Consider the following 24,774-nt stretch of genomic DNA (forward strand, 5'->3'; position numbering starts at 1 on the left):
GGACGCGCGAGCCAAGGCCTACGCAGGTCGTGTGTGGAGCCGCTTCAGCGGCGATTCGCGCGGTAGCGCGCACGGATGCGATAATGGCGGCATGACTACGAACGACTCCCACGACTCCATTCGCGCCGTGCAGTGGCAGGGCGATCGACTTCGACTGCTGGACCAGCGCCGCCTGCCGGCGGAAGAAATCTGGTTCGATTGCGTGAACTCGAACGACGTCACGCGCGCTATTCGTGACCTCGCCGTACGCGGTGCTCCGGCCATTGGCATCGCCGCCGCGTGGGGCGTGGTGCTCGCCGCGCAGAAGGGCGAAGACCTCGTCACCGCGATGGCGACGCTGCGCGCGGCGCGGCCCACCGCGGTGAATCTCATGTGGGCGCTGGATCGCATGAACCGGCGTGTCGTCGCCGATGCCGATGCCGCTGCGCTGGAGACCGAAGCGCAGGCCATCCAGGACGAAGACCTGGCCGCCAACCGCCATATGGGCGAACTCGGTGCCTCGCTGATCGAAGCCGGCTCGCACGTGCTCACCCACTGCAATACCGGTTCACTGGCCACCGCTGGCTACGGCACCGCCCTGGGCGTGATTCGTGCCGGTGTCGCGATGGGCAACATCGAGCAGGTCTATGCCGGCGAGACGCGTCCCTGGCAGCAGGGTGCACGCCTCACCATGTGGGAGCTGGTACGCGACGGCATCCCCGCCAAGCTCATCGCCGATTCCGCCGCCTCGCACCTGATGAAGGACGGCAAGGTGAAGTGGGTGATCGTCGGCGCCGATCGCATTGCCGCCAACGGCGACACTGCCAACAAGATCGGTACCTATCAGCTCGCCATCGCGGCACGCCATCACGGTGTGAAGTTCATGGTGGTCGCGCCGTCGACGACCGTCGACATGGCGACGGCCACTGGCGCGGATATCGAGATCGAGCTGCGCGACGCGACCGAACTGCTTTCCATCGGTGGCACGCGTACCGTGATCGACGGTGCCGACGCCTGGAACCCGGTGTTCGACGTGACCCCGGCCGACCTGATCGACGCCATCGTCACCGAGCGCGGCGTGATCCTCAAGCCGGATGAAGAACAGATGCGGATCCTGTTTCCGTGAGTCCTCTCCGCCGCGAAGTCGCGCTTTTCGCGGTGGGTGGCCTGCTGGGTTTCATCGTGGATGCGGGTATCGCGCAGGGCCTGGTCGGCCTGGCGGGGTGGAGTGTGTACACCGCGCGCGTCGTATCGTTCCTCAGCGCGGCGACCGTCACCTGGTGGTGGAACCGCAACCACACCTTCGCGCAGCGCGATTCGGGCCGTAGCCAGGGCGCTGAATGGCTCCACTGGATGGGCCTGATGGCGGTCGGCGCCTTGATGAACAACGGCGTCTACGTGCTCGCGTTCCAGCTGTTTCCCGCGCTGCGCGAGTGGCCTGCGGTCGCCGTGGCGGCAGGGTCGGTGGCGGGCTCCGTGGCGAATTTCGTGTTCGCCAGGACACTGCTTTTCGGTACCGCCAAAACACCTGCGTAAGTCATTGAATTAGAACGTCTTTTAGCTGTCTTTTAGACGCCCGTTGTGCTACCATCGACGGGTTGGGTCGGCCGCGTCGCGATACCGCGAATCGCGCGGCCGGCGGGGGCCTATTGATGGATATCCAGGAAGCCGATTGATGGCAGAACTCGCCAAAGAAGTCATCCGCGTCAACATCGAAGACGAGATGCGTCAGAGCTATCTCGACTACGCGATGAGCGTCATCGTCGGGCGCGCACTGCCCGATGTGCGCGACGGCCTCAAGCCGGTACATCGACGCGTGCTGTTCGCCATGAACGAGCTGAGCAACGCCTGGAACAAGCCGTACAAGAAGTCGGCCCGCGTGGTCGGTGACGTGATCGGTAAATACCATCCGCACGGCGACGCATCGGTTTACGACACGATCGTCCGCATGGCGCAGCCGTTCTCGCTGCGCTACATGCTCGTCGACGGCCAGGGTAACTTCGGTTCGGTCGATGGCGACAATGCCGCCGCCATGCGATACACCGAGGTGCGCATGGCGCGCCTCACGCATGAGCTGATGGCCGATATCGACAAGGAAACCGTCGATTTCGGGCCGAACTACGACGAAAGCGAACACGAGCCGCTGGTCCTGCCGACCCGCGTGCCGAACCTGCTCGTCAACGGTTCGGCAGGCATCGCCGTCGGCATGGCGACGAACATTCCGCCGCACAACATGACCGAAGTCATCAACGCCGTGCTCGGCCTGATCGAGGATCCCTCGCTCGGCGTCGACGAGCTGATGACCTTCATCCCCGGTCCGGATTTCCCGACCGCCGGCATCATCAACGGCTCGTCCGGCATCGTCGAGGCGTACCGCACCGGTCGTGGCCGCATTCTCGTGCGTGCCCGCACCTCGATCGAAACCGAAGCGAACGGCCGCGAGACGATCCTCGTCCACGAGCTGCCGTACCAGGTGAACAAGGCTCGCCTGATCGAGAAGATCGCCGAGCTGGTCAAGGAAAAGAAGCTCGAGGGCATCAGCGAGCTGCGCGACGAGTCCGACAAGGACGGCATGCGCGTGGTCATCGAGATCCGCCGCGATTCCATGGGCGACGTCGTGCTGAACAATCTGTTCCAGCAGACCCAGCTGCAGGTCACCTTCGGCATCAACATGGTGGCCCTGCTCGACGGCCAGCCCAAGCTGATGAACCTCAAGGACATCCTCGAGGCCTTCATTCGCCACCGCCGTGAAGTCGTTACGCGCCGCACCATCTTCGAGCTGCGCAAGGCTCGCCAGCGCGCGCACATCCTCGAAGGCCTCACGGTCGCGCTCGCCAACATCGAAGAGATGATCGAGCTGATCCGCACGTCCGCATCGTCGGCCGAGGCGCGCGAGCGCATGGTCGCCCGTCGCTGGGAGCCGGGCCTGGTCAAGGCACTGCTCGCTGCCACCGGTGCCGAGTCGTCGCGTCCGGAAGACATGGATCCGCGCGACGGTCTCAACGAGAACGGCTACCAGCTGTCCGAAGCGCAGGCCACCGAAATCCTGCAGATGCGTCTGCATCGCCTCACCGGCCTGGAGCAGGAAAAGCTCTCGGACGAGTACCGCGAAATCCTCAACACGATCCGCGCGCTCATCGAGATCCTCGAGAATCCGGCGCGCCTGCTCGAAGTCATTCGCGAAGAGCTCGAACAGATCCGCACCGACTACGGCGACGCGCGTCGCACCGAGATCCAGCACTCGCAGGAAGACCTGAACGTGCTCGACCTCATCGCGCCGGAAGACGTGGTGGTGACGCTCTCGCACACCGGTTACATCAAGCGGCAGCCGGCCAGCCTCTACCGCGCGCAGAAGCGTGGCGGCAAGGGGCGCTCGGCCTCGGCACTGAAGGATGAAGACGTCGTCCAGCAGCTGTGGGTAGTCAACACCCATGACACGCTGCTGACGTTCACCAGCACCGGTCGCGTTTACTGGCTCAAGGTGTACCAGATGCCGGAAGCCGGCCCGGGTGCGCGTGGCAAGCCGATCGTCAACCTGCTGCCGCTGGGCGAGGGCGAGAAGGTACAGGCCCTGTTGCCGGTGCGCGAGTACGATCCCACCTGCTTCGTGTTCTTCGCCACCCGCAAGGGCACGGTGAAGAAGACGCCGCTGACCGAGTTCGCGTTCCAGCTGCAGAAGGGCAAGGCCGCCATCAACCTCGACGAGGGTGACGCCCTGGTCGATGTCGCGATGACCGGCGGCGAGAGCGACATCCTGCTGTTCGCGTCGAACGGCAAGTCGGTGCGCTTCGATGAAGGCACAGTCCGTTCGATGGGTCGTACCGCTACCGGCGTGCGTGGCATGCGCCTGGCCGACGAGGCTGAAGTGGTCTCGCTCATCGTGGCGGCGGGTGAGGGCGACATCCTCACCGCGACGGCACGTGGCTTCGGCAAGCGCACGACACTCGACGAGTTCCCGAAGAAGGGCCGCGGCACGCAGGGCGTCATCGCCATCCAGTGCTCGGACCGTAACGGCAGCCTCGTCGCAGCCACCCAGGTCACCGAGACGCAGCAGCTCATGCTGATCTCCGACCAGGGCACGCTGGTCCGTACGCGCGTGTCGGAAGTCTCGCAGCTGAGCCGTAACACGCAGGGCGTGACGCTGATCAAGTTGCCCAAGGACGAGACGCTCATCGGCGTGGTTCGTCTGGAAGCCGAGGAAGAGCTGGAGATCGAAGGCGAGAGTGAGGTCATCGACGGTGACGTCGCCGCCGACCTGCCGCCGATCGAAAGCGGTCCTGTCGGTGACGAGCCGAGCGACGCGTAAGAACGAAAAACCCGCCGAAAGGCGGGTTTTTTTTGCGCTGCTGTATTTCCTATTTGTCGATGGCTTCGAGCATCGCCTCGGCGGCCGTGACGCGGAACTCGCCGGGTGCTTCCACGTGCAGCACCTTCACCACGCCGTCTTCGGCATAGATCGCGAACCGCTTGGAGCGAATGCCCATGCCGTTCTTTGTGCCGTCGAGCTCGAGGCCGAGGGCGATGGCGAACGTGGCATTGCCGTCACCCAGCATCAGCAGGTCGTCCGGCACGCCCTGTGAGATACCCCAGGCGTGCATCACGAAAGCATCGTTGACCGAGATGCAGGCGACCTTGATGCCGCGCTCGCGGAAGTCTTCCATGTGCTGGATGTAGCCGGGCAGGTGCTTGTTCGAGCAGGTGGGGGTGAAGGCACCCGGCACCGCGAACACGACGACCCTGCCCTGGCCGAGGACGTCGAGGCTGGAGACTGTCTCGAGACCGTCCTTGAACTGGGTGAGGGTGTGATCCGGAAGCTTGTCGCCAACCGCGATGGTCATGGGGTGTCCTTTGTGGGGAGAGATGTCCGAGCTTAGCGCGAACGCCACGTCTCGCCCAATCGGCACGGAAGGGGCGGCACTTGAATCCCGGCGCGTCGGTCATATGTTTGTTCCCAGACGGCCACGGGGCCGAAAAACTTCTTGGGAGTCAAACAGATGAACCAGCTTCGTCATGTGTCGTTCCGTCGTGCGCCAGTGTTTGGCAGCGACGTCCGCAATGTCTTCGAACAGCTCTTCGGCAACGAGATTGCCGCGCCGGTGGCTACCACGCAGACCGCTTGGGTACCGCGTGTGGACGTTCGTGAAGAGGACGGCCGTTTCCTGATTCTCGCCGACGTGCCGGGTGTGAACCTGGCCGATATCGAGATCCAGATGGAAAAGAACGTGCTCACGATCAAGGGCGAGCGTAAGGCATTCGCCAGCGAGACCGAGGGTAAGTTCAGCCGCGTCGAGCGCACCACGGGTGCCTTCACGCGTAGCTTCACCTTGCCGGAAAGCGCCAATGCGGAGGGCATTACGGCCTCCGGTGCGCATGGCGTGCTCGAAATCGCGATTCCGAAGAAGGCTGAAAGCGCGCCGCGCCGCATTGAGATCAACGCAGCGGGCTGATTCGCTTTAAGCTTGTAAACTGGCCCGCGGTGGACATGCGCCACCGCGGGCATTCTGCTTTTTGTTTTCGACACAAGCCCGGGAGAGCCTGTGGAGTTCAAGGATTACTACGAAGCACTTGGGGTGAAGCCCGAAGCGACCGACGCCGAGATCAAGGCGGCGTACCGCAAGCTCGCCCGCAAATACCATCCGGACAAGAACAAGGAGCCGGGTGCGGAAGAAAAATTCAAGGCGATCAACGAGGCCAACGAGGCCCTGAAGGACCCCGAGAAGCGCAGGGCCTACGATCAGCTGCGCGCCGGTGGCTACCGCCAGGGCGAGCAGTTCCGCCCGCCGCCGGGCTTCGGCCAGGGCGGTGGAAGCTACGATTTCGGTGACATGGGTGGCCGCGGTGGCGGCGACTTCAGCGATTTCTTCGAGAGCCTGTTTGGCGGCGCAGGCCGCGGCAGGGGCCATCAGCAGTCCCAGGCGCGGCGCGGTCGCGATATCCAGGCGAAGATCGAAACCGACCTGCAGACCGCCTTCAATGGTGGCAAGACCCGCGTCGTGCTCAATGACGCCTCCGGTGGCGAGCGCGTCCTCGAGGTGAAGATCCCGGCCGGCATCACGCCAGGCCAGACGATCCGCCTGGGCGGGCAGGGGCATCCCGGGATGGGCGGTGGCCCGTCGGGCGATCTGTTACTGGAGATCGGTATCCGCGACGATGTGCGTTTCCGCCTGGAAGGTCGCACGGTGACGCATACCTTGCCGATCACGCCCTGGGAAGCGGCGTTGGGTGCCACGGTGCCGGTGCCGACGCTGGGCGGGCATGTGGACCTGCGTATTCCCGCGGGTTCGCAATCGGGCCGCAAGCTGCGTCTCAAGGGGCGCGGGCTGCCGGGCTCGGAGCCGGGCGACCAGATTGTCGTACTGGAGATCCGCGTGCCGGTGCCGGAGACCCACGAGGAGCAGGCGGCCTACGCGGAATTCAAGGATGCGTTTGCGGGGTTCGACCCGCGGCAGGGCTAGGTAAAACTCGTTGAAATCTACCGAGCCCACCTACATGGCGGGCTCGGTGGGAGCCGATTCATCAGCCCGGCAGGTGCTCCTTCAGGGCCTTGACCAGCTCCTCTTCCTTGATGGGCTTTACCACGTAGTCCTTGGCGCCCTGGCGCAGGCCCCAGACCTTGTCCGTGTCCTGGTCCTTGGTGGTCACCAGGATGATCGGGATGTGCTTGGTCGTCTCTTCCTTGCTGATCGTGCGCGTGGCCTGGAACCCGTTGAGGTTCGGCATGACGACGTCCATCAGGATCAGGTCGGGAATTTCGCGCTTGGCGACTTCCACGCCCTGCGCGCCGTCCTCGGCCGTGATGGCCTCATGGCCCAGTTTCTCAACGATGCGCTTGATGCCCAGCAGCTGCGACGGCGAATCGTCGACGATCAGGATACGAGCCATTCACTTTCCCCCGGGACCAGGCCCGATGTGTTGTCCTTGATGACGGACGCCTTCCAGGCGGCCGTCTCGAATACTGCGGTGACGTAAATACGTCGCGCGTTGCGCCTCTGGCGTGCGCTCATTCTACCGGCCGGCGCGCTTGTATCAATGGTGCAACGGTCGAAACCTGTTTTGACAGGGGTTTGAGGCACCGGTCCAAGCTGCCGGTCGACGGAAAAGGCCCATCTTATCGGCGATCAGACGGCGTCCGAGGTGATCCACTTCGGCGTGTACGACGACTCGTAATGCTTCATCCAGTCGAACAGGGCGTCGATGCTGGCGCCAAACCAGACCTGGTCGCGCTGGTTCTTCTTGACGAAGCCCTCGGCCACCATGTGGTCCATGCTGGCAGCCAGGCCGGCGTAGAAGCCGCGTATGTCGAGGAAGGCGCAGGGGTAGCTGTGCAAGCCGAGCTGAGCCCAGGTGAGCATCTCGAACATCTCGTCCATGGTGCCGAAGCCGCCGGGCAGGGCGACGAAGGCGTCGGACAGTTCGTACATCCGGGTCTTGCGCTCGTGCATGGTCTCGACCACCTGGAGTTCGGAGAGGCCGACGTGGGCGACTTCCTTCTCGACCAACTGGCGCGGAATCACGCCGATGACCCGGCCGCCGGCGGCCAGGACGGCGTCCGCGACCGTGCCCATCAGGCCGACCTTGCCACCGCCGTAGACCAGGGCAATGCCCTCCTGCGCGAGGCGCGTGCCGAAGGCCTTCGCCGCGTCCGTGTATTCCGCGTTACCGCCGCTGCTGGAACCGCAGTAGACGCAGAGGGATGTGATGTCGCGCATAGGGAGTCTCCGATGTGTTTATAGGACGGCACGGCACAAACCATGCCGTCCTATAAAGACATCCGGCATGGATAGCTCTCGCTCGGTAGGAGCCGATTCATCGGCGATCCCTAACGGTGTCGCGAGTACCCATCGCCGATAAATCGGCTCCTACCAAGCAAGGGACCTGAAACGATAAAGCCCGCCCATGCTAAGGGCATGGACGGGCTTCGGGTCACACAGGGGCGATCAGTTGCCCTTGTGGATGGCGCGCTTGTCGACCGACAGGGCGGCTTCGTGCACGACTTCCGACAGGGCCGGGTGAGCGTGGACGATGCGGGCGAGATCTTCCGACGAGCCCTTGAACTCCATCGCCACGACGCACTCGTGGATCAGCTCGGAGACGACCGGGCCGACCATGTGCACGCCGAGGATGCGATCGGTTTCCGCGTGGGCGATCATCTTGACCTGGCCGATGCCTTCGTTCATCGCCACGGCGCGGCCGTTGGCAGCGAACGGGAAGGCGCCGGTCTTGTACGGGATGCCTTCTTCCTTGAGCTGCTCTTCCGTCTTGCCGACCCAGGCGATCTCCGGCTCGGTGTAGATGACCCAGGGCACGGTGTCGAGGTTGATGTGGCCCGGCTTGCCGGCGATGAGCTCGGCCACCATGACGCCTTCCTCGGAACCCTTGTGCGCAAGCATCGGGCCGCGCACGGCATCGCCGATCGCCCAGACGCCATCAACGCCGGTGTGGTTGTGCTCGTCGACCACGATGCGGCCGCGCTCGTCGAGCTTCACGCCGGTGTCGTCGGCCAGCAGGCCGGCGGTATAGGCACGGCGGCCGACCGCGACCAGCAGCTTGTCGACGACGAGCGACTGAGCGGCGCCGTCCTTGTCGGTGTAGCTGACATGGACTTCGTCACCCTTGACCTCGGCAGCGGTCACCTTGGCATTGACCTTGATGTCCAGGCCCTGCTTGGCGAATTCGCGGGCGGCCATCTTGGCGATGTCCTGGTCGGCGACGGCGAGGAACTTCGGCAGCGCTTCCAGCACGGTCACGTCGGAACCCAGGCGCTTCCACACGCTGCCGAGCTCGAGGCCGATCACGCCGGCGCCGATCACGCCCATGCGCTTGGGCACGGCGGTGAGGTCGAGCGCGCCGGTGTTGTCGATGATGTGCGTGTTGTCGAACTTCGCGAACGGCAGCTCGATGGGCACCGAGCCCGAGGCGAGGATGACGTTGGTGGCGGAGATCGTCTGGACGGCGCCGTCGTTGCCGGTGATTTCGACCTGGTTGCCCTTGAGGAGCTTGCCCTTGCCGAAGAACGAGGTGACCTTGTTCGCCTTGAACAGCATGGTCACGCCGCCGGTGAACTGCTTGACGATCTTGTCCTTGCGGCCGATGAATGTGCCGATGTCGATCTGCGGATTCTCGGCGGTGATGCCGTGATCCTTGAAGTTGTGCGTCAGGTTGTGGAACTGCTTGGACGAATCCAGCAGGGCCTTCGACGGGATGCAACCGACGTTCAGGCAGGTACCGCCGAGGGCGGCCTTGCCGTCCTTGCCGACGAAGGCGTCGACCACGGCGGTCTTGAGGCCCAGCTGCGCGGCGCGGATCGCGGCCACATAGCCCGCGGGGCCCGCACCGATGACGATGACGTCGAACTTGTCGCTCATTGCTTTGCTCCGGATGTCACTGCGGTATCTGCTACCGCCCAATATGGGGTCGGAACATGAAAACGGGAGTCTTTCGACTCCCGCCTTCACATTTGACGTTTAGCCGACCATCAAAGGCCGAGCAGCATCCGCTGCGGGTTTTCCAGCTGGTTCTTGATGTCGACCAGGAAGAGCACGGCGTCCTTGCCATCGATGATGCGATGGTCGTACGACAGCGCGATGTACATCATCGGGGCGGCGATCACCTGGCCGTTCTCGACGATCGGGCGCTCCTTGATCGTGTGCATGCCGAGGATGGCGCTCTGCGGCGGGTTCACGATCGGGGTGGAGAGCAGCGAACCGAAGGTGCCGCCGTTGGTGATCGTGAAGGTGCCGCCCTGGAGGTCGTCCAGGCCGAGCTTGCCGTCGCGGGCCTTCTTGGCGTAACCGATGATGCCCTTCTCGACATCGGCGAAGGACATGTCCTGCACGTCGCGGAGGACCGGCGTAACCAGACCCTTCTCGGTCGACACGGCGATCGAGATGTCCTGGTAGCCGTGATAGATGATGTCCGAACCGTCCACCGAGGCGTTGATCACCGGGTAGCGCTTGAGCGCTTCGGTGGCCGCCTTGACGAAGAAGCTCATGAAGCCGAGCTTGACGCCGTTGGCCTTCTCGAACTGCTCGCCCAGGGCCTTGCGCAGCTTGACGACCTCGGCGAGGTTCACTTCGTTGAACGAGGTGAGCATCGCGATCGAATTCTTCGACTGCATCAGGCGCTCGGCGATGCGCGTACGGATACGCGTCATGGCCACGCGCTCTTCCGGACGGCTGCCCGGGGTCGGCTTGGCGGCGGGAGCGGCGGTGCCACCCTTGCCGGCGTTGACCAGGTCTTCCTTGGTGACGCGGCCGTCGCGGCCGGTGCCGGCGACCTTGGAGGGGTCGATGTTGTCTTCGACGGCGACGCGGCGGCCGGCCGGGGAGAGCTCGTCGACGCCCTTCGGCGCGGCGGCTTCGGACTTCTCGGCCTTCGGGGCCTCAGCGGCGGCAGCAGCCGGCGCCGGGGCGGGCGCGGCAGCGGCGGCGCCTTCCTCGATCACGGCGATGACCTGGCTGCTGGTGACCGTCGAGCCTTCCTCGAACTTGATTTCCTTCAGCACGCCGTCGACCGGCGAGGGCACTTCGAGCACGACCTTGTCGGTCTCGAGGTCCAGCAGGTTCTCGTCACGCTTGACCGCATCACCGGCCTTCTTGTGCCAGGTGGCGATGAGCGCGTCCGAGACCGACTCGGGCAGGACCGGGACTTTGACTTCGATGGACATGCTTGCCTTACTCCGCTGCGTGATCGGTGCCGACTGGCGCGACGAGTGCTTGCTCGACGAGCGCCGTCTGTTCGGCGATATAGGTGTTGAGATGGCCCGGAGCCGGCGACGGCGAACGCGAGCGTCCTGCGTAGGACAGGCTCTGCTTCGAACCGATGCAGGCCTGAAGGTGGTGACGGATCTGGAACCAGGCGCCCTGGTTCATCGGTTCTTCCTGGGCCCAGACCACTTCCTTGGCGGAAGCGAACTTTTCCAGTTCGGCCGAGACTTCCGGACGCGGGAACGGATAGAGCTGCTCGACGCGCACGATGGCGACGTCGGTCAGGCCGCGCTTGTCGGCGTCTTCGAGGAGGTCGTAGTAGACCTTGCCCGAGCACAGCACGACGCGCTTGACCTTCTTTGCCGGCAGATCGCGGTGTTCGCCGATCACCAGCTGGAACTTGCCATTGGCCAGTTCATCGAGGGACGACACGGCCAGCTTGTGGCGGAGCAGGGACTTCGGTGTCATCACGATCAGCGGCTTGCGCACCGGGCGCACCTGCTGGCGGCGGATCATGTGGAACGCCTGGGCCGGGGTGGTCGGCACGCAGACCTGCATGTTGTCGAGCGCACACAGCTGGAGGAAGCGCTCCAGACGAGCGGAGGAGTGCTCCGGGCCCGCGCCTTCCTGGCCGTGCGGCAGCAGCAGCGTGAGGCCGCAGAGGCGATCCCACTTGGCTTCGCCCGAGCTGATGAACTGGTCGATCACGACCTGGGCGCCGTTGGCGAAATCGCCGAACTGGCCTTCCCAGATGGTGAGCTGGTCCGGCGAGGTGGTCGCTTCGCCGTATTCGAAGGCCATGACGGCTTCTTCGGACAGCAGCGAGTCGATCACGTCGACGCGGGCGTCGGCGCGCACCTTGGACAGCGGCATGTAGGTGTTGTCGCTGGACTGGTCGTGGAGCACGGCGTGGCGGTGGAAGAACGTGCCGCGGCCGGCGTCCTGACCGACGATGCGCAGGTCGTTGCCTTCGGCGATGAGCGTGCCGTAGGCCAGGTTTTCGGCGAAGCCCCAGTCACCCGGGAGCTCGCCGGCGGCCATCTTGCGGCGGTCGTCGTAGATCTTGGCGACGCGCGCGTGCAGCGTGACGTCGGCCGGGATGGTCAGGAGGACATCGGAGACCTTGGCCAGCTGCTCGCGCGGCACACCGGTGTTCGCTTCCATCGCCAGGTTGGTCTTCTGGAAGCGGGTCCAGTCGACCGGGATGTCGCGGGTCGGGTTCGGATCGATCGCGATCAGCGGCTCGCCCTTTTCGAGGCGGGCACGATACTCGTCGAGCATCTTCTGGCCGTCGTCCGCGGCGATGTCCGAGGACTTCACCAGCGCCTGCGCGAAGAGGTCGCGCGTGGTCGGACGCTTGCGGATGACCTGGTACATGAGCGGCTGGGTCGCTGCCGGCTCGTCGGCCTCGTTGTGGCCGTGACGGCGGTAGCAGACGAGGTCGATGACCACGTCCTTCTTGAACTGCTTGCGGAACTCGTAAGCCAGGCGGGTGACCTGGATCACGGCTTCCGGATCGTCGCCGTTCACGTGGAAGACCGGCGCGTTGACCATCTTGGAGAGGTCGGTGCAGTACAGCGTGGAACGGGCGTCTTCGCGCTTGGACGTGGTGAAGCCGACCTGGTTGTTGATCACGATGTGCAGCGTGCCGCCGATGGCGAAGCCACGGGCCTGCGACATCTGCATCAGTTCCATGTTGACGCCCTGGCCTGCGAAGGCGGCGTCGCCGTGGATGATCAGGGCCATCGACTTTTCGCGGGCGGTGTCGCGGCGGCGCGACTGGCGCGCGTGCACGGAGCCGGCGACCACGGGGTTGACGATTTCCAGGTGCGACGGGTTGAACGCCAGCGCCACGTGGACACCACCGTTCGGCGTCTTCACGTCGGCGGAGAAGCCCAGGTGGTACTTCACGTCGCCCGTATGCATCGGGCTGTCGTCATGCTCGAACTTGCCTTCGAACTCGTTGAAAAGCTGCGAGGGCGCCTTGCCGAGGATGTTGACCAGGACGTTGAGGCGGCCGCGGTGGGCCATGCCGATGATGACTTCCTTGACGCCGTTGTCGCCGGCGGCACGGACGATGTCATCGACCATCGGGATCATGCTTTCGCCGCCTTCGAGCGAGAAGCGCTTCTGGCCGACGTACTTGGTGTGGAGGAAGCGTTCCAGGCCTTCGGCGGCCGTGAGGGCCTCGAGCACGCGGACTTTCTCGGCCTTCTGCAGGCCCGGCGAACCGGCGGCCTTTTCCAGGCGCGAGTAGATCCACGAGCGCTGCTCGTAGTCGGAGATGTACATGAACTCGGCGCCGACGGTGCCGGTGTAGATCTGCTTGAGCTTGGCGAGGAGGTCGCGCAGCGGCATGCGCTGGCCGCCACCGGCGAAGGTGCCGGCGTCGAACTCCGTACCGAGATCGGCGTCGGAGAGGCCGTGGAAGGCCAGGCCGAGGTCGGGGGTGTCGATATCCGGGACGGTCAGGCCGAGTGGATCGAGCTGCGCTGCGATGTGGCCGCGCGAGCGGTAGGCCGTGACCAGGCGGAGCACGCCGGCCTGTTTCTGCGCGTAGGCGTTGTCGGCGGAGCCGGCAGCGGGAGCCGCGGCGGCCGTGCGGCGCTGTTTCTGCGCGGCTTCGATACGAGCAATGGCACCGGAATGGGCGACATCGCCGGCCTCGCGACCCTTGAAGGATTTGAAATAGGTATCCCACTCGCCCGGAACAGAGGCGGGATCGGCTAGCCATGCTTCGTAGACTTGCTCTACGTAGTCGGCGTTACCGCCGGCGAGCTGGGAGGATTCGGAAAACTCGCGGATCAGGTTTGCGCTCACGTCACCACCGGCACACACGAAAAGGACGGGCTGCCGCTGGACTCGTGGGGACGCGCCGCGGCATAAGAATCCGTTAAGTATAGCTCCGTGGTGCTGCGACGCGCCAACCCGGATTCACGTTTCGTATGCCGTTCAGATCCCGAGTGGTCTTATCTGCCACGCCGGCTCCGCCCGCTCCCAGACTTCGTCGAAATACGCCATCAGGCGAGAGGTCTCACCCGGGGCGTCGAGGTCGCCACGCGCCTCGTAGCGGTTGGCGACGGGCCTGAACAGATACCCACGGGCAGTATCGGCGACGAAGGCCGAGGCATAGTCGAGGTGGGTCTCATCCACCGGCACACGGATCGACACGGCGGTCGGCAGGCGCTGGGCGAGGGCGATCAGCCGGTGCCCCTCCCGGTGGGCCTGTTCGGCGTCGTGGGTGAGAATGCGGACCTGGGCCTGCCGACCGCTGGTGGCCAGGCGGCGCAGCTCGGTGAGAATCGCCTCACTGTCGAGGATGCCCGGCTCCATGCGGGGCAAATACATCGCGGTGCGGTAACGCGCCTGGGTCAGCAAGCGGACATGGGCAACCTCGAGACCGGCACGGTCCTCGACAGTCAGCACCGTGTCCGCTGTGCCGGTCACCGACGGCGCCCCTTGCGGACGATCAGCTGGCCCTCGTTGACCAGGGCGAGCAGCACCTCGCGTTCGGCCGCCTTCACCTTACCGTCGAGCCGGAACTCGCGTTCGGCTGACAGTCGCTCGGCGAGGTCGAGCGAGCAGGGGTAGGCGTGACCACTCACATAAAGCGTGGCGTCCTTCTTGCCGCGGACCCAGGCCAGGCGGGCGAACGGGTGTCGGACGAGGGCGGCACCGCCGTCGAGCGCCTTGTCCAGCGCAGCAGCCGTGCTCGGCTTGGGCGGCGCGGCGGGTACCTGGGCGTTCCGATAGCGGGTGATGAATCGGCCGAACCAGTCGGCCAGCAGGTCGCGGTCGAGCGCCGCCGCGAAGGGCAGGGCCTGGCGCAGGCGATTCAGGGCGGCCGTATCGATCTCGCCGACCCGCTTGGCGGGAACGAGGTCGGGATCGGTGTAGCGAAGCTCGTCGGGCATACGCTCGGCGAGGAAGTCCGCGAGGTCGCCGGTGAGTTCCGCCTGCGACGGCGCGCGCATGCCGACCGAGAGCGTCATGCAGTCGCCGAGGGCAACGCCGTCGTGGGGCACGCCCGGCGGCAGGTAAAGCATATCGCCCGGTTCGAGCAGCCACTCGTGGGTCGGCAGGAATTCCTTGAGCTGCTTCAGTTCGACATCGGTACGGAAGTCGAGCGGGGCGTCCGGGTCGTCGCTGATCGCCCAATGGCGCTGGCCGATGCCCTGGAGCAGGAAGACGTCGTACTGGTCGACATGCGCGCCGACGCCGCCGCCGTCCTCGGCGTAGGAGATCATCACGTCGTCCACCCGCCAGCTCGGCAGGAAGGAAAAATGCTCCAGCAGGCCGGCCACGTCGGCGTCCCACTTGTCGACGTCCTGGACCAGCAGGGTCCAGTCGCGCTTGGGCGTCTTGCCGAATTCGGCCTCGTCGAAGGGGCCGCTCTTGACCGTCCAGCGGTCGCGCTTCTCGTCATGAATGATGAGGCGGGCGAGCACGCCCTCTTCGCAGGCCAGGCCGGCGAGGTCGTTGGGCTGGATCGGCGGCTGGAAGTCCGGGAAGGCGTTGCGGATGAGCAACGGACGCTTCTGCCAGTAATTGCGCAGGAACTGCGTCGCGCTCATGCCGAGCGGCTGGCTGGCGCTGCCGCGCACTTCGATCGGGAGGGTCTTGCGGGTGGGGGTCTGGATGGCCATGGGCGGCATTGTAGCCGCGTTATGGCTCATGTCTCAGGGGTGCGCTGTCCGTGAGCGAAGGCGCTGGATCGTCGGCTGGCAACGGTCGATGACGAGCTGGCGGAACCAGGGCATTTCCGCATCGCGCAGGGGCGTGAGGTCGGGGTCGGTCATCAGGCCCATGCAGATCTGGTCGTCGATGCGACCGGCGTCGGCAAGACCCTGCAGCTCTTTGTGAGCGGCCGGCAGGTCGCCGAGCAGAATCCGGTCGATGGCGATGTTGTAGGGGGCGAGGGGGTCGGTTGCGCGGTTCGCGTCGAACGCGTCGATGCTTTCCTCGATGGCCTTGTGCCACTCGGGGCTGCCCTTCGGCGCGCGCTTGGCGATTTCGCCCAGTGCAATGCCATAAGGCTCCATGAGCTCGGATTTATCCGTCGCTTTCGCGATGCCGGCGCGCGCCGTCTGGAGTGCCTTGGCGAGCATGGCATCGACGTCGGCCGGCTCCACTGCCGCTTTTGCGGCGGTGAGGTACCAATGTGCGGGGAAGTAATAGCCCATGCCGCGTGCGATGTTCTTGGGGTCTTTCGCGTGCGCTTCATTGGCGATGTATTCGGCAATGAGTGCGTCGGCCCTGCTCAGGCGTTCACCTTTCATTGCCGGGTCGCTTGTCACAGCAAGGATGAGGAGTGCCTTCGCTTCGCTTCCCCGCGCCATGTTGATCCAGTTGGATGTCGACGGCTCGTTCTTCAGGAAAAACTCCGCGCCTTGCGCGGCGTTCTCCAGCATCGCTGTCTTGCAAGCAGGCTCGTGAGTGAACTCGGTCCACTGCACCTGCGCGTCGAACGCCATGTATATCCGCCAGTCTTCCGGTGCCTCGATACCCTTCAACTCGGTGAGGTAATTCAGCGGCAGACTCGGAATCGGATGGCAAACCGTATGTAGCTTGTCGAGTTGGCCGGAGGCCAGGTCCTGGATCGCGCTGGCATGTGCAAGCGAGGGCAGCAGGAGGACGGCAAATGCGAGTGCGCGAACGAACATGGTCGACTTCCCTGTACGTGACTATCCCGCCTTTGCGGCGGTACCTGAACCGTGGAAGCCCGCTCGACGACGGCGCGCCTTCCCCCGAGGGTCGGCATCATATCGTCCCGGTGTGCTCCTCGCCAGGCGTAACGCGCACAACACGTTTCATCGCTCCTTGATGCAACCGCGCGTACGTTGTAACGACATAACGCGCCGTCGTTATCTCCGGAGTCACCCATGAAACGCCTTCTTCTGATCGTCGTGCTTCTTTCGTCTGTTGTGTCCCTCAGCGGTTGTCTCATTCGCGATCACCGCGATGGCGGACCCGGTCGCTACAACAACGGCCCCGATCACCATTGCGACGATCGTGACCATCACGACAACAACTGCAACGATCGCGACCACCACTGAAGCCTGCAGATACGAAAAAGCCCGGCATCTGCATGCCGGGCTTTTTTGTGCACGATGTTTTCGCGCGATCAGATGGCTTTGGCGAGCTTGTCCGCAAGACCGATGTACGAGGCCGGCGTCAGCTCCGCCAGCGCCTGCTTCGCATCGGCAGGCAGGTCGAGCGTAGCGATAAACGCGCGCATCGAGTCCTTCGTGATGCCCTGGCCACGCGTGAGTGCCTTAAGCTGCTCATACGGTTCCGGCAGGCCGAAACGACGCATGACGGTCTGCACGGCTTCGGCGAGGACTTCCCAGCTATTGTCGAGGTCGGCGGCGACGCGGTCGGCGTTGACGTTGAGCTTGCCCAGGCCCTTGAGCAGCGATTCGATCGCGACCAGCGAGTGGCCGTAGGCCGTGCCCAGCGCGCGTAGCACGGTGGAGTCGGTGAGATCGCGCTGCCAGCGGCTGATCGGAAGTTTCTCGGCGAAGTGGCCGAGCAGGGCGTTGGCAAGGCCGAAGTTGCCCTCGGCGTTCTCGAAGTCGATCGGGTTCACCTTGTGCGGCATCGTCGACGAACCGACTTCGCCCGCCTTCAGTGCCTGGCGGAAGTAGCCGAGCGAGATGTAACCCCAGATGTCGCGCGCGAGGTCGATCAGGATGATGTTGATCCGGCGCAGCACGTCGGCGAACTCGGCGATGCCGTCGTGCGGTTCGATCTGCGTGGTGTACGGGTTGAACGTGAGGCCGAGGCCGTCGACGAAGTTCGAGGCAAGCGCTGGCCAGTCGACCGCCGGATAGGCGATGACGTGCGCGTTGTAGTTACCGACGGCACCGTTGATCTTGCCGGGAATCTCGATGGCGACGAGCTGGCGACGCTGGCGCTCGAGACGCGCGACGACGTTGGCGATTTCCTTGCCCATCGTGGTCGGCGACGCGGTCTGGCCATGCGTGCGGGCGAGCAGGGAAAGGCCGGCGTGTTCGTGTGCGAGACCGCGCAGCTTGGCGATGACCTGGTCCAGCGCCGGGAGCAGCACCGACTCACGCGCATCGCGCAGCATCAGCGAGTAGGCGAGGTTGTTGATGTCTTCGCTGGTGCAGGCGAAGTGCACGAACTCCTTGGCCTGGGCGAGCGCGGGATCGTTGCCGATCTTTTCCTTGATCAGGTATTCGACCGCCTTGACGTCGTGGTTCGTCGTCGCTTCGATGGCCTTGATGCGTTCGCCGTCTTCGATCGAGAAGTCGTCGGCGATGGCGAGCAGGCGGGTCACGGCGTCGGCCGGAAAGGCCGGCAGCTCGACGATGCCCGGGTGCGCGGCCAGGGCCAGCAGCCAGTGGATTTCCACATGCACGCGGCGATGCATGAGGCCGAATTCGCTGAAGATCGGGCGCAGCGGCTCCACTTTGGAGGCGTAGCGGCCATCCAGCGGCGAGAGGGCGGTCAGCGTGGCGTGGGACATGGGGCGATCCTGGAGGCGAGGCGGGAGCAGCCGGCGATTATAAGTCATTGGGCGCAATGGGGTCCCGGCTCGACCCCCTGTAGGAGCCGATTCATCGGCGATCCCGCGGCAGCGGGCCGGTTTGGGGCWGGGGGTGGGTTGGGGCGAGCACCCTTCGCCGATGAATCGGCTCCTACAAAAGCGGAGGGATCGGCCTTACTGTAGGGGAGTCCCCCTACCGAGATCCCCGCATGAGCAAGTTCCGCACCGAACGCGACAGCATGGGCGAGTTGAAGGTACCCGCCAAAGCCCTCTATGGCGCCCAGACCCAGCGGGCGGTGGATAACTTCCCGGTCTCGGGGCTGACCCTGCCACGCGAGTTCATCCGTGCGCTGGGCCTGATCAAGTCGGCGGCGGCGGAGGCGAACGTCAAGCTCGGGCACCTCGACAAGGCCTCGGCGAAGGCCATCCGGGCTGCGGCCGAGCAGGTGGCTGCTGGCGGCGTGGACGAGCACTTCCCGATCGATGTCTTCCAGACCGGCTCGGGCACCAGTTCCAACATGAATGCGAACGAGGTCATTGCGCATCTCGCCGGTGCGGCTGGGACGACCGTGCACCCGAACGACCACGTCAACGCGGGGCAGAGTTCTAACGACGTGATCCCCACGGCCATCCTGGTCAGCGCCACACTGGCGACGACGGAGAAGCTGCTGCCGGCGCTGAAGCACCTGCGCAAGACCATCGACACGCGGGCGAAAGAGCTGAAGAAGGTGGTCAAGACCGGACGCACTCACCTGATGGACGCCATGCCGATCACCTTCGGTCAGGAACTTTCGGGCTGGTCGGCGCAGATCGCCGATGCCTCCGAACGCATCACCGATACGCTCAAGCGCACGCGCCGGCTGCCGCAGGGCGGGAGCGCGGTGGGCACCGGGATCAACGCGGATCCGAAGTTCGGCCCGGCGGTTGCCGCGGAGCTGTCGAAGCTTACRGGCGTGAAATTCGAATCCTCGGAAAACTACTTTGCGGGCATGGCCGCGCAGGATGCGCCAGTGGAACTCTCGGGTCAGCTTCGCGCGCTGGCTGTCGCGGTCATGAAGATCGCCAACGACCTGCGCTGGATGAATTCCGGTCCGCTGGCGGGCCTGGGTGAAATCGAGCTGCCAGCCTTGCAGCCGGGTTCGTCGATCATGCCGGGCAAGGTCAATCCGGTGATTCCGGAAGCCGCCGCGATGGTCGCTGCACAGGTTATCGGCAACGACGCGACGATTGCCGTCGGTGGTCTGTCGGGCAACTTCCAGCTCAACGTCATGCTGCCGGTGATCGCGTACAACCTGCTGCAGTCGATCGAGATCCTTGCCAATGTCATGGTGTTGCTGGCCGACAAGGCCATTGCCGGCTTCAAGGTCAACGAAGAGCACATCCGCGAAGCGCTCGACAAGAATCCGATTCTGGTAACCGCGCTCAATCCGGTCATCGGCTACGAGAAGGGCGCCGCCACGGCCAAGCAGGCCTACAAGGAAAAGCGCCCGATCATGGATGTCGCCCTCGAGACGACAGGGCTGTCCAAGGCCGAACTCGCCAAGTTGCTCGACCCAGCGGCGCTGACCAAGGGCGGCATCCACGGGGGCGGTGGCGGCGGTGGCTGAGGTGGCCGCCTGAAGCGTCAGCGGCCGGCTCGCGGCCGTGGTATCCACAATTCCAGGACATTGGGCTGACCGCTTCCCGGCGGCAAGGCGACGGCGCGAGCCGGCTGCTTTGCCAGGGCGGGAAGCGCCGTATTGGCCCAGGCGACCAGGGCGGTGGCACACGCGGCACCCTGCGGCGCGTAGAGCACGGTCGGTGTGCGCCACTCGAACGGCGTGCGCTGGCCCGAGCGACGCGCGGTATCGCTGACGTTCTCGATGCCTGGCACCACGATGCCGAGATCGCGTACGGGTGCGAGACTCGCCATGACCTCGTCCCTCTGGCGGTCGTCGTAGATTTGCGTGTACAGCAGGAAGGCCTGTTTCGTCTGGCCGCAGGCATCGACGACGCGCTTGCGTAGCGCAACGGCGTCGACGGCGTTGACGGCAAGCGTAGGCTTTGCAGCCGGGAGGGCAGGGCTCGCCGGCAACGCGACCGGTCTGGACGGTGCCGATGCAGACACCGTCGCCGTGGTTGGCGAGGGCTCGGGCGGCGTCGGTGGCGGAGGCGGTGGCAATGCTTCGAGCATGGGCGGCGGAGGTGCCGGGGATGCCGCGGTGATCGACGCTGCTGCATTCACCGTGTTTTCCGCAGCGTCTCGCCAGCGGTCATAGTTACGCATCGCGGCCGTCCATTCGCTGAGCGGTACCGTGCCCAGGGTGTTTACCAGGCCAGCCTGCTGCTGGCATTCGGACCAGAGCTCGCTTTCCTCCGTCGTGGTCTGGGCGGTGCGGTCGCAAATCGACTGCACGGTAGCCCAGAGGTTCTGCATCAGGTCGCGTTGACTGGAAGTCAGCGTACGACCCTGCAAGTCGTTGGTCAGGATGACGAGGCGACCGTTGATTTCGTTGTTGTAGGGAGCGCCGTGAAGGTCGGCGGCCGATACCGACGTCATGACCGCTGTTGTCTCCTGGCTGATCCGCCGCGCCTCCGCCGCGCTCGCGGCCTGCGCTTGCGCCAGTTGCTCGCTGTGGGCATCCCAGGCTTGCCAACCCGCGAGCAATCCGGTCAGCAACGCGCCGACACCGATGGACGTCCCCACGGTGGTGGCGATGCGTTGTGCGCGGCTGGGTACCGTCACCGGTGCGGACAACTGGCCGGCATCGGTGCCGATGATCGGCGTCAGCCACGCCCACTCGTACACGGACGCGAGCAGGTCGGCGTTCACCGGCGTGCCGAGCAAGACGCCCAATTCACAGTAACTTTCCCACTGCGCCTCGCTGAAGAACTGGTTCGCGGTGCTCTGCTGCGGAAAGGTCGCATCGCGATCGGCATAGCCAGCGACGTCGAGCGGCATGTCCGGGGGCAGGTGGGGCTTGACGATCAGCAGGCAGCCGCGCTTGCCGCTGGCGTACGAAACGCGGGCCAACAGGAGGCTCGCGTTTCCGGGAGTCGGAGCGACCGTGGAGGGCGTGCCGAAACGCGACGCCAGCGCACCGGCGGCGTGGCCAAGTGCGCCGGGGTCGATGAATTCGATGGCCGCGTCGTAGTCGATACGCGCCTTGCGGATCAGGTTCTCGACATCGGCGAACAGGTAGTCGGGATCGGCACCGCAGTCGGCCAGCACGATGGTCTGCAGCTCCCGCTTGAGCAGCGCATAGACACCGGTGTTGTCAAAATGGCCACCGTCGGACAGGTACCACTGCGGGCTACCAAGTCCCGGAAAGCGCGCGAACATCTCGCGCAGCAACGACGTGTACTTGGCGACGATGGCGGGCTTCTCCGCGCGACTGTCGGCGAGGTTCTCCTGCCAGTAACCGAGACGCAGGCCACTGAGGAACGACAACGCCGCCACGCCAGGACGGGTCAATGAACCCATGCCCGAGCCCAGGGCAGCACCGGAGATGGCGATCCACTCCGCCAACGTGGTCCCCGCGAGACTGGTCTGCGAACCGGCGACGGGCCCATGCGTGCCGGTTTCGACACCTAGTGCGCTCACGGTGAGGGCGACGCCCTTGCGGTCGGCGTTGTACGTGTCGGTGCGATCGTCGACAGTCTGGTTGACGCAGCAATTGACCAGATGGATCGGACCGCCGTGACGGTGAGGCGCATAGTCGGTCATGCATGGGTCGTCGCCATCCAGGAGACGGGTGACCTTGACGATCGCACCGCTCACTGTCCGGTTGTTGGCCGAGACGACGCTGACTGGAAACCGGGGATGCGCCGCACCCGGCGTCGCTGCTGTGTTGCCGACCGAGACGTAGGCGCGTGCGATGCGCGAACGATAGAAGTAGTGCAGCGACGATTCATTGAGTTGGGCCAGCGAACGACCATTGAAGAGCAGGTAAAGCACGCCGACGAGCGCGACACCGCTCCAGCGCAGGTAGGAACCGATGGAGCTTTCGCCGGGTGCCAGGCCTTCGAACGGAAAAACCAGGGTCTGGAAGATCGTTGTCCAGAACAAGGCCAGCGCGACGATGAGGACCAGGCCAAGCACATTGGCAATGGCGGCCCATGGCAGTTTTGCCATGCTGCCCTTGCTGGCCCCCTGAAGCGCGGGCAGGACGAGGCGCACGATGCCGATCAACACCGTCGTGATACCCACGCCGGTGGCCATGCTGCCTCCCGCGGGGCCGAAGAATGTCCGGGCGTTCAGCCATTCGCGCAGGTACCAGCTCGCCATGTCGAGGAGCCCCAGGGCGAAGATCAGGGCGCCTGCCCTGAGGCTACGGGCGAGACCCGCCGTATAGCGCACGCGGTCCTGCGCACGGGCGTGGCGAAGGCCGGTGATCCGTGAGCAGATCCACGCGAGCGGTGTCGGTAGCAAGGCGATGGCGCCCAGCCCAAGCAAGGTGGTTTCGAGGGACGCGGCAGCCGAGACCGCATGCATCGCCAGCGCGACGCCGATGACGCCCGCCAGGAGTGCGGTGGCGAAGCCGCCCCAGGTCGCTCGTCCCAGGAACCAGTAGCCATAGCAGATGACCAGTCCGGTTGCCGCGGGCACGGGTAGCAACCACCACCACACGCTCATCGCCACGGGCATGACCCCGGTACCGGCGATCAACCACGCATAGGCGAGGTGCGGGAGGGTGACCACGCAGGTGAGCAGGGTCGCGAGCGCGGCCACTTCCACGTGAGTCGCGATGAAGCCTCGCAACTGGCTGGCCGCGGCCTGCAGCAGGTCGGCAGCGCCGGCGGGCGCGAGGAAGCGGCCGTTATTGCGCAACCACCAGAGGAAAACCGAGCCGTCCGCGGCGACACCTTTGGTCACGGCCTCGGGCGTTCCTTCGGGCGTGCCGTTGAACAGCCGACCCCATGCCGAGCCGATGTAGCCACCACCGGAGACGGTGGAAAGGTAGTCGAAGCGGTGGAGCACGCCGTTCTTTGCCAGAGCCCTCAACAGGCCCAGGCAGAACGTGGCGCTGCGAATGCCGCCCCCCGAGAGCGCCAGTCCGATGTGCGGCGCGGCGGGATCGATGCCGGCGGCGGCGCGGCGGCGTGCCAGCGCTTCGCGCTCGCTCTCCGCGGTTGGCTCCGCTGGCGCGGCGTCTTCGGTCGTCATGGCGAGGGTCCCCTGCCGTGGATGCGAGCTCGTGGTCCGGCTCATGCGAACCGGATCGAGGCGGCGGTCCCCTCACCGGGCGCTTCGTCGCCTTGGTTTTAGACCCTGCGTCGCGCTTGTGCAATACAGCGGAAAGGGTATTCCTGTGCGCTGGCGCACGTTTATGCCGGGGCGTTGCGTTTACATGGAGGGCCTGGGCATGACACAGGTGCCAGGGGGCATCGTTCGGCCGGCTTCGCCGCTGAATTCGGGATGGTCGAACGGGATGTCGTTCTCCCAATACCAGGGAAAGCAGGTCTCGCCGATCGTCGCCTCGAGCAGGTAAGCGAAGATGCCTTCGCCGTTGGAGCTGTTGCTCATCAGCAGGATGCAGGTGCGCGAGTCCATCTGGCAGACCGCGAGGTTGTTGGTGCCGTCGTCGTGCCCCGATTTGAAAAACACGGGCCCGTGATCCGACTGGTAGCGGCCCATGCCCAGCCCGTAGGCGAGCCGGATGCGGTCGTTCGCCGTCGTGTCCGGGGAGCCGATGGTCGGGAACTGTTGCAGCGAATGGATCGACACCTGGGGCGTGAGCCACGTTCGATACGTTGAAGGGCTGAGGCCGTCGCCACGAACCATCGCCGCCAGCAACTGCGCGTAGTCATGCGGTGTGGTGTCCATCGACCCTGCGGCGCGAACGGATTCGCGATGCTTGTGCCCGAGCGCCTTGCCATGCTCGTCGTAGCCGATGGCGACATTGCTGGCGAAGTCGTCGCGCCAGGTCATGCCGGTACGACTCATGCCGAAAGGCGTGAACAGACGCTCGCGCATCAACGTGTCCACATCGATGCCCTTGCCATGCTCGATGACGAACTGCAGCAGGTTGATGCCTTCACCGGAGTACGCGTAGCGTGTGCCCGGATCGAAATAGAAGGCCAGCTTGCCGTTGGGATCGTAATCCTTGCCCGGCTGCCAGAAACGAAAGTTGGCGAAGCCCGAACGATGGCTGAGCAGGATCGCCGGCGTCAGCGCTCTCCAGCGGTTGTCGCCTGCCAGGTCGGCGTATTTCTCGTAGGTCGGAAGCGGCTTGGGCAGGTCGTTGGCGATGCTGGCGTCGAGGTCGAGACGGTGCTCGTCGACCAGTCCCATCACTGCGTACGAGAAAGCCATCTTGGTGATGGACGCGGCGTACATGACGGTGTCGGTCTGCAGGGGAAGGTGCTGCGCTGTGTCGCGTTCGCCGTAGGCACGCAGATAGACGACCTTGCCGTCTTCGATGATGGCGATAGCGAGACCGGGAACGTTCGCCGCTTTCATGAGTTCGACGACGCGGTGGTCGAGTGCGTCGCCGCGCAGCGGCTTCGGTGTGTCGCGAGCGACCGGTCGCGTGGCGCAACCGGCGAGGAGCAGGGCGAGCGGGACGAAAAGGAACCAAGGCGGACGGACCATGA

At 65.1% G+C, this 24,774-nt stretch carries 19 protein-coding genes; 7 read left to right on the forward strand and 12 right to left on the reverse strand.

Features of this window, described 5'->3' with window-relative positions; all coding sequences use genetic code 11:
* Positions 1 to 91 precede the first annotated feature (91 nt).
* The 3 genes from mtnA to gyrA all read left to right on the forward strand — a co-directional run bounded on the left by mtnA (position 92) and on the right by gyrA (position 4,285).
* Complete coding sequence (gene mtnA, locus AC1DYM_RS14790) at positions 92 to 1,105, forward strand: S-methyl-5-thioribose-1-phosphate isomerase (RefSeq protein ID WP_477339648.1); 1,014 nt, start codon at positions 92 to 94, stop codon at positions 1,103 to 1,105.
* Positions 1,102 to 1,515: a GtrA family protein gene (locus AC1DYM_RS14795; RefSeq protein WP_477339548.1), complete on the forward strand. Its 414-nt coding sequence runs from the start codon at positions 1,102 to 1,104 to the stop codon at positions 1,513 to 1,515. The genes mtnA and AC1DYM_RS14795 overlap by 4 nt, the downstream gene beginning before the upstream one ends.
* Positions 1,516 to 1,654: 139 nt before the next feature.
* Positions 1,655 to 4,285 (forward strand): DNA gyrase subunit A, encoded by a 2,631-nt coding sequence (gene gyrA, locus AC1DYM_RS14800; protein WP_477339550.1) that lies wholly within the window; start codon positions 1,655 to 1,657, stop codon positions 4,283 to 4,285.
* 49 nt (positions 4,286 to 4,334) lie between these two features.
* Here the strand turns inward: gyrA and AC1DYM_RS14805 are convergent, their stop codons facing one another.
* Positions 4,335 to 4,817 carry a redoxin family protein gene (locus AC1DYM_RS14805; RefSeq protein WP_477339552.1) on the reverse strand — a complete coding sequence of 161 codons (483 nt, stop codon included), beginning with the start codon at positions 4,815 to 4,817 and terminating at the stop codon, positions 4,335 to 4,337.
* A 156-nt stretch (positions 4,818 to 4,973) separates the two neighbouring features.
* On the opposite strand from AC1DYM_RS14805, the gene AC1DYM_RS14810 reads away from it, so the two are divergent.
* A complete protein-coding gene (locus AC1DYM_RS14810) occupies positions 4,974 to 5,426 on the forward strand; it encodes an Hsp20/alpha crystallin family protein (protein ID WP_477339554.1) in 453 nt (150 codons plus the stop codon).
* 90 nt (positions 5,427 to 5,516) lie between these two features.
* Positions 5,517 to 6,434 carry a DnaJ C-terminal domain-containing protein gene (locus AC1DYM_RS14815; RefSeq protein ID WP_477339556.1) on the forward strand — a complete coding sequence of 306 codons (918 nt, stop codon included), beginning with the start codon at positions 5,517 to 5,519 and terminating at the stop codon, positions 6,432 to 6,434.
* Between the two features lie 61 nt (positions 6,435 to 6,495).
* On the opposite strand, the gene pilH is transcribed toward AC1DYM_RS14815, so the two are convergent.
* The 8 genes from pilH to AC1DYM_RS14855 all read right to left on the reverse strand — a co-directional run bounded on the left by pilH (position 6,496) and on the right by AC1DYM_RS14855 (position 16,348).
* Positions 6,496 to 6,861, reverse strand: coding sequence for a twitching motility response regulator PilH (pilH, locus tag AC1DYM_RS14820; RefSeq protein ID WP_046969102.1), 366 nt, complete (start codon positions 6,859 to 6,861; stop codon positions 6,496 to 6,498).
* A 236-nt stretch (positions 6,862 to 7,097) separates the two neighbouring features.
* Positions 7,098 to 7,679 (reverse strand): LOG family protein, encoded by a 582-nt coding sequence (locus AC1DYM_RS14825; protein WP_477339650.1) that lies wholly within the window; start codon positions 7,677 to 7,679, stop codon positions 7,098 to 7,100.
* Positions 7,680 to 7,916: 237 nt separating this feature from the next.
* Entirely contained in the window at positions 7,917 to 9,344 is a 1,428-nt protein-coding gene (gene lpdA, locus AC1DYM_RS14830; protein WP_477339559.1) for a dihydrolipoyl dehydrogenase, read from the reverse strand.
* Positions 9,345 to 9,454: 110 nt separating this feature from the next.
* A complete protein-coding gene (odhB, locus tag AC1DYM_RS14835; RefSeq protein ID WP_477339561.1) occupies positions 9,455 to 10,645 on the reverse strand; it encodes a 2-oxoglutarate dehydrogenase complex dihydrolipoyllysine-residue succinyltransferase in 1,191 nt (396 codons plus the stop codon).
* A gap of 7 nt (positions 10,646 to 10,652) precedes the next feature.
* The gene (locus AC1DYM_RS14840; RefSeq protein WP_477339563.1) at positions 10,653 to 13,505 is read right to left on the reverse strand and encodes a 2-oxoglutarate dehydrogenase E1 component; all 2,853 of its coding nucleotides are present in this window, start codon (positions 13,503 to 13,505) and stop codon (positions 10,653 to 10,655) included.
* Positions 13,506 to 13,637: 132 nt separating this feature from the next.
* Positions 13,638 to 14,132, reverse strand: coding sequence for a DUF7931 domain-containing protein (locus tag AC1DYM_RS14845; protein ID WP_477339565.1), 495 nt, complete (start codon positions 14,130 to 14,132; stop codon positions 13,638 to 13,640).
* The gene (locus AC1DYM_RS14850; RefSeq protein WP_477339567.1) at positions 14,129 to 15,331 is read right to left on the reverse strand and encodes a JmjC domain-containing protein; all 1,203 of its coding nucleotides are present in this window, start codon (positions 15,329 to 15,331) and stop codon (positions 14,129 to 14,131) included. Before AC1DYM_RS14850 ends, AC1DYM_RS14845 begins: the two co-directional genes overlap by 4 nt.
* A 33-nt stretch (positions 15,332 to 15,364) precedes the next feature.
* Complete coding sequence (locus tag AC1DYM_RS14855; RefSeq protein WP_477339569.1) at positions 15,365 to 16,348, reverse strand: hypothetical protein; 984 nt, start codon at positions 16,346 to 16,348, stop codon at positions 15,365 to 15,367.
* Positions 16,349 to 16,567: 219 nt separating this feature from the next.
* Between AC1DYM_RS14855 and AC1DYM_RS14860 the strand changes: the two genes are divergently transcribed.
* Entirely contained in the window at positions 16,568 to 16,741 is a 174-nt protein-coding gene (locus AC1DYM_RS14860) for a hypothetical protein (protein WP_477339571.1), read from the forward strand.
* Positions 16,742 to 16,809: 68 nt separating this feature from the next.
* Here AC1DYM_RS14860 and purB read toward each other — a convergent pair whose 3' ends face one another.
* A complete protein-coding gene (purB, locus tag AC1DYM_RS14865) occupies positions 16,810 to 18,177 on the reverse strand; it encodes an adenylosuccinate lyase (RefSeq protein WP_477339573.1) in 1,368 nt (455 codons plus the stop codon).
* A 230-nt stretch (positions 18,178 to 18,407) separates the two neighbouring features.
* On the opposite strand from purB, the gene AC1DYM_RS14870 reads away from it, so the two are divergent.
* On the forward strand, positions 18,408 to 19,805 hold the full coding sequence (locus tag AC1DYM_RS14870) for a class II fumarate hydratase (protein WP_477339575.1): 1,398 nt from the start codon (positions 18,408 to 18,410) through the stop codon (positions 19,803 to 19,805).
* A gap of 17 nt (positions 19,806 to 19,822) precedes the next feature.
* On the opposite strand, the gene AC1DYM_RS14875 is transcribed toward AC1DYM_RS14870, so the two are convergent.
* Both AC1DYM_RS14875 and AC1DYM_RS14880 read right to left on the reverse strand, forming a co-directional pair.
* Entirely contained in the window at positions 19,823 to 23,344 is a 3,522-nt protein-coding gene (locus tag AC1DYM_RS14875; RefSeq protein WP_477339577.1) for a hypothetical protein, read from the reverse strand.
* Between the two features lie 180 nt (positions 23,345 to 23,524).
* On the reverse strand, positions 23,525 to 24,772 hold the full coding sequence (locus tag AC1DYM_RS14880) for a serine hydrolase domain-containing protein (RefSeq protein WP_477339579.1): 1,248 nt from the start codon (positions 24,770 to 24,772) through the stop codon (positions 23,525 to 23,527).
* Positions 24,773 to 24,774: the final 2 nt, after the last annotated feature.

This window comes from Luteibacter sp. P1_D3, assembly GCF_056406135.1.